At 47.9% G+C, this 14,482-nt stretch carries 11 protein-coding genes and 1 tRNA gene; 5 read left to right on the top strand and 7 right to left on the bottom strand.

Features of this window, described 5'->3' with window-relative positions; translation table 11 throughout:
* Positions 1-13 precede the first annotated feature (13 nt).
* Positions 14-100 (top strand) — tRNA-Leu (locus tag L5L98_RS18625).
* An 87-nt stretch (positions 101-187) separates the two neighbouring features.
* Here the strand turns inward: L5L98_RS18625 and modC are convergent.
* From modC to modA, 3 genes are read right to left on the bottom strand one after another with little or no spacing between them, the layout of a single operon-like run.
* Positions 188-1,273: a molybdenum ABC transporter ATP-binding protein ModC gene (gene modC, locus L5L98_RS18620; protein ID WP_263142806.1), complete on the bottom strand. Its 1,086-nt coding sequence runs from the start codon at positions 1,271-1,273 to the stop codon at positions 188-190.
* Positions 1,267-2,004: a molybdate ABC transporter permease subunit gene (gene modB / locus L5L98_RS18615; protein WP_006083011.1), complete on the bottom strand. Its 738-nt coding sequence runs from the start codon at positions 2,002-2,004 to the stop codon at positions 1,267-1,269. Before modB ends, modC begins: the two co-directional genes overlap by 7 nt.
* A gap of 1 nt (position 2,005) precedes the next feature.
* On the bottom strand, positions 2,006-2,797 hold the full coding sequence (modA, locus tag L5L98_RS18610; protein ID WP_263142805.1) for a molybdate ABC transporter substrate-binding protein: 792 nt from the start codon (positions 2,795-2,797) through the stop codon (positions 2,006-2,008).
* Positions 2,798-3,002: 205 nt separating this feature from the next.
* Here modA and L5L98_RS18605 point away from each other — a divergent pair, with 205 nt between their 5' ends.
* The 4 genes from L5L98_RS18605 to L5L98_RS18590 all read left to right on the top strand — a co-directional run bounded on the left by L5L98_RS18605 (position 3,003) and on the right by L5L98_RS18590 (position 9,006).
* Positions 3,003-3,782: a TOBE domain-containing protein gene (locus tag L5L98_RS18605; protein ID WP_263142804.1), complete on the top strand. Its 780-nt coding sequence runs from the start codon at positions 3,003-3,005 to the stop codon at positions 3,780-3,782.
* 469 nt (positions 3,783-4,251) lie between these two features.
* Positions 4,252-5,484 carry an efflux RND transporter periplasmic adaptor subunit gene (locus L5L98_RS18600; protein ID WP_263142803.1) on the top strand — a complete coding sequence of 411 codons (1,233 nt, stop codon included), beginning with the start codon at positions 4,252-4,254 and terminating at the stop codon, positions 5,482-5,484.
* Positions 5,485-5,486: 2 nt separating this feature from the next.
* On the top strand, positions 5,487-7,535 hold the full coding sequence (locus tag L5L98_RS18595) for a MacB family efflux pump subunit (protein WP_263142801.1): 2,049 nt from the start codon (positions 5,487-5,489) through the stop codon (positions 7,533-7,535).
* A 7-nt stretch (positions 7,536-7,542) separates the two neighbouring features.
* Complete coding sequence (locus L5L98_RS18590) at positions 7,543-9,006, top strand: efflux transporter outer membrane subunit (protein WP_263142800.1); 1,464 nt, start codon at positions 7,543-7,545, stop codon at positions 9,004-9,006.
* A 145-nt stretch (positions 9,007-9,151) separates the two neighbouring features.
* Here the strand turns inward: L5L98_RS18590 and L5L98_RS18585 are convergent, their stop codons facing one another.
* The 4 genes from L5L98_RS18585 to L5L98_RS18570 all read right to left on the bottom strand — a co-directional run bounded on the left by L5L98_RS18585 (position 9,152) and on the right by L5L98_RS18570 (position 14,349).
* Entirely contained in the window at positions 9,152-10,294 is a 1,143-nt protein-coding gene (locus tag L5L98_RS18585) for a site-2 protease family protein (RefSeq protein WP_173913176.1), read from the bottom strand.
* Between the two features lie 231 nt (positions 10,295-10,525).
* Positions 10,526-10,903: a DUF4144 family protein gene (locus L5L98_RS18580; RefSeq protein WP_028759298.1), complete on the bottom strand. Its 378-nt coding sequence runs from the start codon at positions 10,901-10,903 to the stop codon at positions 10,526-10,528.
* Positions 10,904-11,136: 233 nt separating this feature from the next.
* Complete coding sequence (locus L5L98_RS18575) at positions 11,137-12,825, bottom strand: DUF342 domain-containing protein (protein ID WP_198573564.1); 1,689 nt, start codon at positions 12,823-12,825, stop codon at positions 11,137-11,139.
* Between the two features lie 480 nt (positions 12,826-13,305).
* Complete coding sequence (locus L5L98_RS18570) at positions 13,306-14,349, bottom strand: methyltransferase (protein ID WP_263142799.1); 1,044 nt, start codon at positions 14,347-14,349, stop codon at positions 13,306-13,308.
* Between the last annotated feature and the right edge of the window lie 133 nt (positions 14,350-14,482).

Below are 14,482 nucleotides of genomic sequence, written 5' to 3'. Positions count from 1 at the left end.
GCATATTTGATATGCCAGTGTGGTGAAATCGGTAGACACAGGGGATTCAAAATCCCCCGCCCTTAAAAGCGTGCCAGTTCGAGTCTGGCCACTGGTACCAAATCCTTCTGATGAAGGAACTAAAACCGACCTAGAGTCGGTTTTTTTGTGCCTGAAATTTGGTTTTCGAAGGGTGCTCTAGGTTGAGCTAGTGGGATTCGGCGATATCCATTTGCGTCATAGTCACGCCTTTGATTTGTGCATAAATCGCTTTGCCATGAGTGAGTTGCAGTTCGTCGCAGGCCCAAGGGGTGATGTTGGCCCAAAGTTCATCGCGGCCTAGGGCGATTTTTAATTGGATTTGCTCGCTGTTATCGCTGGAGTATAACTCTTTAATTTTTCCCTTTAGCAGGTTACGTATACTTGAGCCTTTGGGGATCTCAGTGCAAACCGAGACATGATTTGCCTGAATACGCACTTTGAGTTTCTTTGCCGTTTCAGCCAGATAGCCACTAACCCACAAATAGTTTCCATCATCCATCACGAGTCGAGTCATGGGGTAGTCGGGATGTCTGTCGGCGACCTTTGCACTGAGGAGTGAGCTGAGTTCCTGCAATGGCACCCAAGGCCGCATTTGCTCGCTATTCCACACTTCACTTAAGGCCCCTTGGGCGATCAATTTCCCCTGATGCAGCACCAGCATATAATCCGCCAGTTGTAAGATCTCATCTAGGCTGTGGCTCACATACACTATCGGCAGTTTTAGTTCCTGCGATAAGGTTTGTAGGTATGGCAGTAACTCGCGTTTACGGGGTAAATCGAGTGATGCCAGCGGCTCATCCATCAGCAGCATGTCAGGTGATGTCAGCAGGGCACGGCCAATGGCAACCCGTTGTTTTTCACCGCCCGATAGCGTGCTGGGATAGCGACTGAGGAGTTTTTCAATTCCCAGTAACTGCACAATTCTATCGAACAAGACTGGGTTAGCTTTACGCACACCATAGTTGAGATTGCCCTTCACGCTATAGTGCGGGAACAGCCGTGCTTCTTGAAATACATAGCCAATTTGGCGCTTCTCTGGGGAAAGGTTCACTTTGCCTTGTTGATAAAGCAGTTTGTCGCCGAGGCGGATTTCACCGCTATCTGGGGTCGAAAGCCCGCCAAGTAGGTTCACGAGCGAGGTCTTACCCGCACCCGAGCGGCCAAAAACGGCTGTCACGCCCTGCAATGGCAATTGGGTATCGACTTTCAGTTGCAGCTGTCCGAGCCGTTTTTCAATATTGATCCTTAACATACGCTTGCTGTCCTCTGCAGGGCTTTTTTACTCAGCCATTGGGAGGCGAGTAAAGATGCTAGTGCGATCACTATTGAGATAATGCACAGACGCATGGCCTGATATTCTGCCCCTGGGGTTTCAATAAAAGAGTACATGGCGAGCGGAATTGTACGAGTTTCACCGGGAATATTAGAAACGAAAGTAATGGTCGAGCCAAATTCCCCTAGGCTGCGAGCAAAGGCGATAATCATGCCTGACACTATCCCCGGAGAGGTGAGCGGCAGTGTGATGGTGAGAAATACCCGCCATCGACTGCTACCTAAAGTGCGTGCGGCCTGCTCGAGTCGAATATCTACTGTTTCAAAGGATTGGCGTATGGCTCTGACCATCAGCGGGAATGACACTATCGCCGCCGCGAGGGCCGCACCGCGCCAACTAAAGCTAAAACTGATGCCAAACCAATTAAATAACCATTGGCCGATAAAACCTTGGCGGCCCATGCTGATTAGCAAGAGGTAACCCACTACCACGGGCGGTAACACCAGTGGTAGATGGAGCACACTGTCAAATATAGCCTTGCCAGGAAACTCGACCCTTGCCAGCAACCAAGCGCACAAAATACCCAAGGGTAAACTGGCGATAACGGCAACGGATGACACCTTTAAGCTGAGCAGCAGTGCGGCAATTTCATAGTCGCTCAAAAGAGAGCCACTTAGCAGAGAGCCGCTTAACAAAGAACCACTCAGCACCCTAATTCACTCCAAAGCCATATTTCTCAAACACATTTTTTGCGCTTGGGCCCTGCAGATACTCATTGAACGCTTTGGCGCTTGCGGTCGATTCTTGTTTGACTAAGGCGACAGGGTATTCAATTGGGCTGTAACTCGTTTCTGGGAAGGTGCCAACGATTTTGATCTTTTGGGCGACTTTCGCATCGGTTGAATACACTATGCCAAGCGGCGCTTCACCCTGTTCAACCAAAGCGAGGGCGGCACGGACATTGTTAGCACGGGCGAGTAAGGGCTCAGCAGCTTGCCACAGCTTGAGGTTTTCGAGGGCTTGCTTGGCATATTGTCCCGCGGGTACATGATCTGGATCGCCAACAGCCATACGACTGCCTTTTAATGCGGTTTTAATATCCCAATCGCCATTGAGCACGACTTCTGTGATGGGACTATTTTTCTCGGCAATCAAGACTAAGGTATTTTTTAACAAGGTTTTTCGGCTGTTAACATCGACCGCTTTAGCATCGACCAGATAATCCATCCACTTTTGATTCGCCGAGACAAACAGATCGGCGGGCGCACCATTGGCGACTTGTTTTGCCAGTGTTGAGGAAGAGGCGAAGGAGAATATCACCTTAGTATTGTGTTCTTTTTCATATTGCTGGCCGATTTCGTTAAGTGCATTGGTGAGCGATGCCGCTGCAAAAACAGTCACTTGCTCATTGTCTGCCGCAAAAATTGGGCTAGATGTCAGTACCATTGTGAATAACGAAGCCGTGGTAAAACGCAGTAATTGCTTAAGGTGAATGGATTTCATTGTGTTCCTCCGTGATAAAAAGTGATCGTTATATATCAATCTATATATCGATCATTCAAGCCCTAAGCAATCAATTAGTGATCTGTGTGCGGTTTCTTGCTGATTAATGGCATTCATCCGCTGAAATATCTCGGCAATCTTCTTGGTATCCTCAAGACGATGAAGGACAATAGGACTCAAGTCAGACTTGGGTGCTGGATAGACGATGGATTTACATGCATTACTTACGCTTTCCCTCGGGGATAAGCCCTTCGCCAATCCTAGGCGGATAAGCCTGCTTGAGCAGGTTGCCAACACTGGCTCGATCAGTCAAGGCGCCAAGCTTGCGGGGATCAGTTATAAAGCGGCGTGGGACGCGATCAATGAGATGAACACCGCCATGCCCGAACCCGTAGTGTGTAGCGAAAAGGGCGGCAAAGGCGGTGGCGGCGCTAAACTCACCGAATTTGGCGAACGGTTGCTTAAGGTGTATTCCATCACCTCCCAAGTACAAGAAATGGCCTTGGCCGCCTTGCTCGATGAGTCCGTCGATATGCACAGTTTATTGGATGTGATGGCGCATTTCTCCCTCAACACTAGCGCCCGCAATCAGTTAACGGGGCGTATCAATAGCATTGATTCATTTGGATTAAATGACAAAATCAGCGTGACCTTATCGGGCGGACAACAGATTCAGATTTCAGTGACCCATTCGAGCTGCGAACGCTTGCAGTTAGCCCTGGATAAATCTGTGCTGTTACTGTTTAAAGCCCCCGCTGTACTGGCAACGACTCATGTCTGTGAAGTGGATGGGCAAAATTGCCTAAGCGGTCGTTTGCTGAGCGTGACTGAACTTGGCGATAAGGCCGAATTAGCCATAGATATTGATGGCAAAGACATCATCTATTCAGTGATGCCACTCACCCAAATGCAGAGTTTGGCTGTCGGCGAATCATGTTTCGCCTGTTTTGATGCCACGCAGGTGATCCTCGCCAGCATGAATTAGTCGAATTGAGTGATTGATTCGATTAATCATTGGGTTATTCACTGAGAATGGCCAGTACTTGGCGTGAATGTTTCGTAGCGGGTTGGTCGTTTTTGTATTTAAATCGACATCAAAGTCATAAGGCTTCACCCCACGACGTTGATTTTTCTTGAAAAAGAATCAAATGAAGTCTGTATCTAGATTCGTTTGAATGGCTGAACTACCACAAGTGGCACAGTCATAGAATGTAGACAACAACAATTTATCACCTGACGATTTGATAACGCACTAAATTGGCATGGCAGTCTAAGCACCACTCAATCGTGCTTTCCTTGTCAATTTCTACACAGATATTTGCAAATCTTTACCTGTTAACGACACTTCCTTCGTCTACTGTCTTTGGCTAACTCTATATACTGTTGGAACAATTTCAGTTCCTTAGCAAGATGAATGCTTGCTGTCTTTAGCATTGATGGACACGACAATACCGATGAAAAAATCCTCAAAGCGTAAATTGCTGCTCGCGTTAAGCGGCTTAATCCTCCTGAGTGGCGGTGCTTATTTTATGTGGCATAAGCCTGAAACGGCACCTACCTATGTGACTGAAGCGGTGCGCCGTGGCGATATCGAAAACTCAGTGCTGGCCAATGGCATGTTGCAGGCATCCAAACTGGTGAGTGTAGGCGCGCAGGTGTCGGGGCAAATCTTAAGTTTGCCGCTGGCACTGGGTGATGAAGTAAAGAAAGGCGATTTGATTGCTCAGATTGATAGCTTAGCGCAGCAGAATAATTTGAAGGATGCCCTCGCATCACTCAAGAGTATCAATGCTCAGTTCCGCGCCAAACAGGCGCAGATCCGCCAAGCTAAGTTGGAATTTAGCCGCCAGCAGCAAATGCTTGCCGATAAGGCCAGTTCTCGTGCCGATTATGAAGTGGCCGATGCTAATCTAACGGTTTATCAAGCCGAGCTTGAGCAATTAGAAGCGCAAAAACAACAGGCTGAGATTAACGTCGACAGTGCCAGAATCGATTTAGGTTATACCAAAATTACCGCGCCGATGGATGGCACTGTGGTGTATTCCGCGGTAGAAGTGGGGCAAACCGTTAACGCTAATCAAACAACACCGACCATAGTTGAAATGGCGCAGCTGGATACCATGACAGTTAAAGCGCAGATTTCCGAAGCCGATGTTGTCAATGTCCATCCGGGTCAAGCCGTGTATTTCACTGTCCTTGGAAAACCGAATCATCCCTACCGTGGCGTTTTGAGGGCGATTGAGCCTGGGCCGATTTCGATGGATGGCGACGATAGCAATATGAGCTCTAGCGACTCAGACGCTATTTATTACCATGGTCTGTTTGATGTAGAAAACCCTGACCGCACCTTGCGTATCGGCATGACGGCGCAGGTGTCCATAGTGTTAGCTAAGGCCGATGATGCACTATTAGTGCCTGCGCAGATATTGCGTATAAAGCCGAGGGAGAAATCCGCGGCGCCAGAGGCTAAGTCTGTCGAGCGTAAAGCCCGCAGCGGCCCGCAATATCAAGTGCCTGTGTTAGTTGATAACCAAGTGCAATATGTGGATGTCACTGTGGGGATTAACAACAAAATCAATGCTGAAATCACCGCGGGTTTGAAGGAAGGCGATCAGGTTGTGCTTGGCATGCCGTCTTCCGATGATGGCAGCAGTAAATTACGTCGCCCACCTAGCGTGAGGTTTTAACAGTGACAACGGCATTACTTGAAATTTCAGGTTGTTATCGCACTTTTCAGGCGGGTGAGCAGCAACTCACTGTGCTGAAAGATGTGAACTTGTCGATTGGCCGTGGCGAGATGGTGGCGATAGTTGGTGCTTCTGGCTCGGGTAAATCGACCCTAATGAACATTCTTGGTTGTTTAGATAAGCCGTCAAAGGGCGCGTATTTTATCAATGGCCAAGATACCTCGACTATGGACGTTGATGAGTTAGCACAGCTGCGCCGCGAGCACTTTGGTTTTATCTTTCAGCGTTATCATTTACTGGGCGATTTGACCGCCATAGGCAACGTCGAAGTGCCTGCTGTGTATGCGGGTAAAGAACGCACGGTTCGTAAAGACAGGGCCGAGCATTTGTTAACGCGTTTAGGCCTTGGCGACAGGCTTGACCATAAACCCAATCAGCTCAGTGGCGGACAGCAGCAGCGGGTCAGTGTGGCGCGCGCTTTGATGAATGGCGGCGATGTGATCCTTGCGGATGAGCCAACAGGTGCACTTGACAGTCACAGCGGCGAAGAAATGATGCAGTTGTTGCAGGAGCTGCACAGCGACGGTCATACCATCATTATCGTGACCCACGATATGCACGTGGCCCAATATGCCGACCGCATTATCGAAATCAAAGACGGCGTGATCATCAGCGATGAGCGCAGTCAGGATAAACAAACGGCTAAGCCACAAAGCTCGACGTCACAAACTTCGACGTCACAAACTTCGACATCGCAAAGCTCAACGTTACAAAATACGGCGTCACAAAAGCCTAACGGTGCAGTGGCAGCAAAAGATGGCTCGCGTGCGCGGGTGGCTTCGTGGGACAGATATGTCGAAGCACTTAAAATGGCGCTGGTGGCGATGTCGACCCACAGGTTACGTACCTTCTTGACTATGCTCGGCATTATCATAGGTATCGCCTCAGTGGTTTCTGTGGTGGCCTTAGGTGAAGGCTCGCAGCAGGCCATTCTCAAAAGTATCAGTTCGATGGGAACCAACACGATTGATATTCGCCCCGGTTCAGGTTTTGGCGATCGACGCTCGGCGCGGGTGCGCACCTTAACCGCAACGGACGCCAATGCCCTTAAAAATCTGCCCTATGTTGATAGCGTGACGCCAAGCATTGGCTCTACTGCAACGGTTCGTTTTGGTAATAAAGCGGTATCGGCATCGGTGAATGGTGTGGGACCTGAGTTTTTCCGTGTAAGAGGGTACGAGTTAGCGCAGGGCCAATTTTGGGATGATGCCAGTGTCGCATCGCTCGCCCAAGATGCAGTGATTGATGACAATACCCGTAAGGAGCTTTTCCCTAACAGTGCAGCCGACAATAACTCGGCGATAGGGCAAGTGATTTTCCTTGGAGATTTACCCGTACGTATCATAGGTGTGACTCAACCCAAAGAAAGTGCTTTTGGTAACAGCGATGCGCTTAATGTGTGGGTGCCTTACACCACAGTTTCTGGCCGTATGGTGGGTAAAAACTATTTGGATGGTATTACCGTTCGACTCGATGAAACTGTGCCGAGTAACGCGGCGGAGCAGGGCATTATCGCGCTGCTTAAAATGCGCCACGGCACGCAAGATTTCTTCACCATCAATACCGATACCATTAGGCAGAACATCGAAAAAACCACAGCAACCATGACCTTACTGATCTCGGCTATCGCGGTGATTTCCCTTGTCGTTGGCGGAATTGGGGTGATGAATATTATGTTGGTTTCAGTGACTGAGCGAACCCGTGAAATCGGTGTTCGTATGGCGGTGGGTGCGCGCCAGAGTGATATTTTGCGCCAGTTCCTTATCGAAGCCATTTTAGTGTGTTTGTGTGGTGGCACCTTAGGCATCGCCTTGTCCTACTTAATTGGCGTGGTGTTTGCTCAAACGGGGGGAAGTTTCCAAATGATTTATTCCACCACCTCCATCGTTGCTGCCTTTGCCTGCTCAACCTTAATTGGTGTGCTATTTGGTTTCTTACCCGCCCGCAATGCGGCGCAGTTAGATCCCGTTGACGCACTAGCTAGAGAGTAATAACACCATGAATAATAAACTATTTAATCGACCATTTTCGCCTCGTAGCTGTGCTATTGCTGTTTGCACGGCTTTGGGACCAGCTCTGTGCATAGCCCTGTTGAGTGGTTGTGGCAGTGTTATGCGTTCAGACTTTGAACCACCCGCACTGGCTATTCCCGAACAGTGGCAAAACACCACAGTGAATGAGCAAGTAAAAGTCGACCCTTGGTGGCAGCAGTTTCATCAGCCTGAGCTCGATAAGCTGGTCAGTCAAGTGTTGAGCACTAACAATGACTTAACCCTAGCGACCTTAACGCTGCGTAAAGCACGCTTGCAGGCAGGGCTAACGCGGGATGATCTATACCCACAGTTATCGGCAAACCTTGACGCTTCCCGTAATCAGCCACTTGAGGGTGGCGATGCGACTAAGAGTTATCAAGCAAAATTGTCTGTCAGTTATGAGGTGGACTTGTGGGGCAAAGTGTCGGCCAATATCGACCAAGCTCAATGGGCTGCGCTGGCGAGCGCCGAAGATAGAGAAAGTACCACCCAAAGCCTAGTGGCGACCACTGCATCCTTGTATTGGCAGATAGGTTATTTAAATCAACGGATTGATTTAAGCCAAAAGAGTATCGAGTACAGTCAGCAAACGCTGGCATTAACCCAAAGGCAGTATGATTCTGGGGCCGTGACGCAAGTGAATGTGCTCGAAGCTCAGCGCAGTATGGCGGGACAAGAGGCGGCCCATAGCCAGCTTATTCAGCAATTAACTGTGGCTAAAAATGCCCTCGCGATATTACTCAATCAGGCGCCAGCTGCTGTTCCTGCGCAGAGTTTAGCTTCAGGGGGAACTTGGGTTGAGATTAAGCAACTCCCCGACGTAGCAGTGCCGGACGTTAGCGTGGGTGTACCCGCAGATTTATTAGTGAGACGCCCAGATGTGAAGGCCTCCTTGTATCAACTGCGCTCCGCCTTGGCGAGTAAAGATGCGACCTATGCGAGTTATTTTCCAAGCCTGAGTTTAACCGGCGGTGTTGGGGAGTCGACCTCTGAGTTAAAAGAGTTGTTACGTAATCCCGTTGGCAGTTTAGGCGCAGGGCTAGTCTTGCCCTTTTTGCAGTGGAATCAAATGCAAATCAATAACGACATTGCCGATATCGATTATCAAACTGCAGTGGTGAATTATCGCAAGACGCTTTATTCCGCCTTTGAGGATGTCGATAACGCGATTTCGGCTAAGCAGCAATATCGTTATCAAGGGGATAAGTTGGCACAGCAATTCAGTGCAGCGGCGGCCGTTGAAGCCATTTATGAGAGCCAGTACCGCAATGGCGCTATCGGTATTCAGAATTGGATTGATGCCCAAGAGAATCGTCGCAGCGCCGAGGCGGCTTTACTCGAGAATCGCTATAACCAACTCACCGCCCAAGCGACGCTTTATCAAGCCCTTGGCGGCAGCGATATCGCTCCGCCTTTGGCAAAGGAATAGCGCATTTTTGTAAAAGCATCACAGCGCGACAGAAAAATAAAAAACCGCTATTAATAGCGGTTTTTTGTATTGCATCACTCTGGGCAAGTGCAAGTGTAAGCACTCGTGCTAGTGCCTTTGCGCTGCGTTTAGCCGTTAAGCAGAATTAGCTGCGTAATATTTGCAGCGGCAGACTGAGCATATCATCGCCGGTTCCGGCTAAGTGCCAGATGATGCCGACTAAGGCGCCAACCGTGAGCAAATACCAAATAACCGAGAAGATTTGCCCGTATCTGTCTAATGGCAGCAAATGGCTTTGATGGCGAGTTCGCCACTCGAAGATGATTTCTAAGCTGCCGATCAACAACAAGAAGCCCAATAGCGCTAAGCCTAAGGTGTAGCTGATATACACTCCGAAAGCGGCACCGGCGGCGCAGGCGACCAGCCCCATGATGCTGTTCATCGAAAAACTAATGCTCTTTAAAATATGGCCGCCATCGAGTGGCAAAATAGGCAATAAATTAAATAGGTTAAGCAGCGCATTAAAGGCGGCAAGGCCGGCAAAAAACACATTGCCCGTTGCGTGGTAAGCAATCAAGGAAGCGATGGACATCAAGAGCCCAAAGGTCGGTCCCATGATAGAAATCACCACATCTTGCCAACGTGTATTTATTTTTTCATCGGAGAGCGCGAGTCCGCCCATAAAGGGAATAAGGTAAATCCCTTTGGTTTTCATCCCAAAATATTTCATTGCGCGAATATGGCCATATTCGTGGAATACTAAACAGGCGATAAGTGCGAGGGCGAATTGGAAGGAGAATAGCCAAGAATAAGCGGCAACACTGGCGCCCGCTAACACTACCTTTATGACTTTAGCGCTTTTTAACAGCTTAAAGCCGAGGGAGGCGAGTCCTATCATGCTGATTTTTTGCTGCTTAACGATGGGCGTTTCTGGTGTTTGGCGTTCGATATCTTTCTCTGTCCGTCGCCCTTGGTCGATAATTTTGTCATCCATCAGTAAGCAGTAATCAAGGCGGAAAGGCTGCCAAACGAGATCGGTTTCGAGGCGAACTTGGATTTTAGCTTCTGTCATGGCGATGGCTTGCTCACCACTTTCTGTCACCAACGGGCTGCTGTGGTGAGTGAGCTCAAAGACATGGACTTTAAGGCCGCCATTATCGACGGAAGCTTCTTTTTGTGAGACTAAGGTGTTGTCCCAGTAGAGTTGTTGCCAGCCCGCGAGCGAGCCTTCTAAGCGCAGTTGTTTGCCTAAGCAGTCAATCTTAAGTAGTTCCAATTTCGGTTCCATCTGTTTGTATATTTAGTGCCAACTTAAACGTCATCCCTTGAGTCGACGCAGAAAACGGTTATTTTGGAGTGCATCTTAAGCGCTTTACCGTCTGGCTTAGCGCTGTTACACCGCGGCAAATTATGCCTGTGAATTGATTATGAGGATATTAGCTTTTAAGGTCATATTGTTTTTTATTGATTAACTGAGTCATTGATAGCCATTTATTATGGCTTATCATGTGCTTGCTGTTTATTCATCGAGGGTACGAACAATTTCGATTCCTTGGGCAATTGTCGTGAAAGCCAGTTTAGCGACACAACATTGTCCTAGTGCTTGGGCATGATTTTGAACCCATTTGATAAATTCATTGAGTGGCAAATCCTGTTTTTGGCGCAGTAATCGAGGTAATTCGCCAACAGGATCTTCATGGATTTTTTGTGGACAGGCACTGATAAGGTATCGCTGCCCTTTGGAGTCTAATAATTGATCGGTTTCGATGAAGTGATGCTGATAGAGACAGGCCAGTTCGAGCCAATCTCTTTGATGTTCTAGGTAAAGTAATTCGTCATTTTGAGTCAGTTTTACAATCGCTGGCCATTCAATACTCGACATCTTAACGCTAGTCATTTCAGATCCTTAGGAAGTTTAAAATGGGCTCTGAGGTATTCTCTGAGATCAATCGGCGGCAGTAGACAAGGATTAGGATTTAGCAAGAAGGTGACTTGGCATACTGCTGCGTGCGTTTATCTGTGAGCAGTATGCCACGCTTGGAGAAGATAGATAGAGGCCAGAACGAGTTCAGAGGTTTGGCTACCGAGCGAAAGCCGCCTCAGCACTGGCGTTAAGAACCCTAGTGAACCTTATGTGCTCGGTGCAGCTTTGGCCTTGGCATTATAGTCAAAGTTAATCTCTTGATTAACATTAGCAATACAACAAGTGCCGTGTTCACGTGCCGTACGGTGATTTGCTGGACCTATATGCAGCTCAACGTTAAGGAATACGTGTTTAAGCACTTCGATGCGGTATTTTTCGTAGTAGCCTTCGACTTCTTGTTTAAAGGTATCGAATTCAAGCTCTTCACGGGTACGTTCGTCCATGATGCGATTCTTCTCATCAAGCATCATCTTTATTTGCTCAATCATAACCGCGTCAGCTTGCCATTCTGACTTGGGGGGCAGTTTATTGAGGCGAGCCTCGATATCTAAACTGGCGACGACCATAGCTTTAACGCTCTCATCGAGTAGCTTGAGATCTTGCTTGAGTTCAGCCTGTCCCATTGCGCAGTAAACGTCAGTTTTAGTCCCTGCCGTTGCACCTATGACAACCGCCGTGATGCCTTTTTCAGCGTGTGCAACTCCGCCAACCAGATCACCACGACGACCGCTAGGATCGCTGACCGTTAAACTGCCGGCGGTTTTGGTATTACTGTGCAGCAACTGTTTAGTGACTAAGATATTACCTTTGGCAACTAATTGAGAATATTGCACAAATTGGGCGCTGATCTGCCCTTGAGAATAGATATTGGTAGAGTATTCATTGGCTTTAATCTGGCGGCCAATGATGCCTTTACTCACAGTGACATCGCCTTCTGCTTCAAGGGTGGCGGAGTCCACAAACCCCATCACGGTAATATCGCCTGAGCTTTTAACTATCATGCCCTCGTGGACATCACCTGTAATTAAAATACTGCCCTTGAAGGTGACATGGCCTGTGCTGATGTCGACATCTTTAAGTTGCAGTACATCATCGACATTCATACCTGTACGGGTTTCGACGGGTTGCCCCGGCACTGTGGCGATCAGCTTATTGGGATCTTTGGGATGAAAAGCTGTGCCTGTACCCGCTTGAAGCACGGCATCCTTACCTGGTTTTTGTTTAAGGACTTCGCCCTTGATGTTGTAGCCCGGAGTGCCTTCGGTGGCTAAATGTTTAACCATCAAGAGATCATTGGCTTTAACAACGATCATTGCGCCTAAATTGCGCATATCGACACTGCCATCTTCGCGCTCTTGTGGCTGAAGCAAGCGCTCCCGCGCAAGGAATACTTTGCGTTCTAGTACCGCATTGAGTCCATTAACAGGGGCTTTGCCTTGGGCTATTTCACTTTGGCAGATTTCCCCTGGCTTGAGTGTGCTGAGTTGCTTTAGTAGAGCTTGAATTTTGAGTTTGCTTAGCCCCATGCAGACGTTGTTTTTTTTGAGATGAGTGAGGATCTCTGGCAAATCTATCTGTTTACCACCCCATGCTGCGGTAAGTTTAAGGCTGGCTTGCATTTTATCGGGACTAATCTCGATAGCTATGCTGCCATCGCGACGTTCGGCCAAAGTAGTATAGAGCTCAAATTTTCCATCGTCTTGATTACAAAGAGAGTTGATTTTAGCGACGGTTTTAGTAATGGCTGGCTCTAGCGGAAACAGGGCGGCGAATTCAGGTAAAGACAACAGGCGCATTATGTCTTCATGGGTGACTGGACCATGGACATTAGGGATCAGGCGCAATTCAGCTTTTGTCTTATCGCTGTTTAGCTCTATGAGTTCAGGGTCCAGCATAGGGGCATTCCTAGTAATTGCGTTTTATTCTTGTTAAGAAGCTGTTTTGAGTATAACAGTAGAAACTTAGGGTAAAGAAGCCTTTTTGGCTGCAAAATCAGCAAATGTTGTCATTTTGTTGTTAATGGTCTATGAGTGAATTTTAAAATAGTTTTTTATAAAAAATTGAGTCTTATAATCAGTGTTATCTCTGGTTTTATAGCAAAAATCACTGAATAAACCACAACTTATATTGATTTTGGGTTTAACCATTATTTTGATGTTTTAAATCGAATCCCTATGTTAGGAACGGCTGTTGAGTGACTATAAGTGGGGGATTGTCAGAATCGCTGGCATGCGGCAGATCACAATATTGAATTTTGTAACACGATGAAAGTGAGGTTTTATCTGCAAACAAACAGGGATTGGGATAAGAGTGAGTGGCTGGTGTTGCCAATAACGCGCTTCAGCGAAAGCATCTGCGCGTTATTAATCAAACATCTATTTGTGCTGGAAGTAATACAACTTGTACTTGTTGTTGTCGGCAACCACTTTCAATTGGCCAAATTCGGCGGCGATAATATCGGAATAGGGCAGGTGGCGATTGGCGACTATTTGCCAAATACCATTATGTTGTAATTGCTTAGCACTATCGGTGACAAAGTTCTGCGCTATGCTGGTGGTGCTGGCGAGGCCATCATGAAACGGCGGATTAGAGATAATGCCGTTAAATTTTCCTGTGGTTTGCGCGAGCCCATCGGATGGATACACTTTGGCTGTCATGCCATTGGCCGCCAGGGTGAGTTCACAAGAAGCTAACGCCATGGCATTAATATCAACACATTCTAGGGATAGGCTCGGTTGTGCTTTTAGTAGAGCGGCGGTGATCACGCCTGCGCCGCAACCAAAATCGAGCACTCTGCCCGAGAGTGTTGGTAGGTGTGATAATAATAATTCAGTGCCGAGATCTAACCGTTTTTCGCTAAATACCCCGACTAAATTACAGATACTGATCTCGCCTTGCGGCGTTGTGAGTTGATACTGACTGACCCAGTCGCTAAGTTTCATTGCCGAGGCGCTGCCCTCTAAATTGCTACCAAATAGTAGGCAGTGGCGGGCGTTATCGAGCTTCATCCCCGTCGCAAAATACTCAGGCAAGAGTTTAACTAAAGACTTAATGCCGCCTTTGTTTTCCCCAACCACTAACAGTTGGCCGTTAGGCACAAGATGGTTGGCGGCGAGGTTAAATAGATAAGGTGCGAGGGGTTTAGCCTTGGGGAAATAAACGATAACCGTATCGTACTTTTCAGGTTTAATTGGGTCTTGATGTGGCAGTTCGTGGCCGAAGTAGCAACGCAGTTTTGAATTCGCGTGCGGCGCTAAGTGTAAATAATGGTGATAATCCAAGGCGAGGGCATCGACCGAGGCCGCGACATCGAGCAGGGCTTTTGGCAGTAGATCGGCTTCATGATTGAGCACTAACACCCTATGTTGGCTTAGGCTGTCTTGATTACGAATAATGACTTGCGATGGATTAGTTAACACAGTTACAGGCACCTATAAACTTAAGTGTGGGCATTATACCCGTTATTTACGCCTGAGCCAGTTTGCATCGAATCCCTGCGCTAAGACCTGATAAAATCCCTAATCAAAAGACCCAATAAAAAAGGCAACTGCA

This window comes from Shewanella sp. SM23 (assembly GCF_025654295.1).
Taxonomy (GTDB): Bacteria; Pseudomonadota; Gammaproteobacteria; order Enterobacterales; family Shewanellaceae; genus Shewanella; species Shewanella oncorhynchi.
The sequence above is the reverse complement of the archived record's forward strand: the minus strand, read 5'-3'. Positions and strand labels throughout refer to the sequence as shown.

Coding starts and splice junctions, on each gene's coding strand:
- L5L98_RS18590 (WP_263142800.1), top strand. CDS start 7,543: ATGAATAATAAACTATTTAATCGACCATTTTCGCCTCGTAGCTGTGCT.
- L5L98_RS18585 (WP_173913176.1), bottom strand. CDS start 10,294: ATGGAACCGAAATTGGAACTACTTAAGATTGACTGCTTAGGCAAACAA.
- modA (WP_263142805.1), bottom strand. CDS start 2,797: ATGAAATCCATTCACCTTAAGCAATTACTGCGTTTTACCACGGCTTCG.
- modC (WP_263142806.1), bottom strand. CDS start 1,273: ATGTTAAGGATCAATATTGAAAAACGGCTCGGACAGCTGCAACTGAAA.
- L5L98_RS18605 (WP_263142804.1), top strand. CDS start 3,003: ATGGATTTACATGCATTACTTACGCTTTCCCTCGGGGATAAGCCCTTC.
- L5L98_RS18580 (WP_028759298.1), bottom strand. CDS start 10,903: ATGACTAGCGTTAAGATGTCGAGTATTGAATGGCCAGCGATTGTAAAA.
- L5L98_RS18600 (WP_263142803.1), top strand. CDS start 4,252: ATGAAAAAATCCTCAAAGCGTAAATTGCTGCTCGCGTTAAGCGGCTTA.
- L5L98_RS18575 (WP_198573564.1), bottom strand. CDS start 12,825: ATGCTGGACCCTGAACTCATAGAGCTAAACAGCGATAAGACAAAAGCT.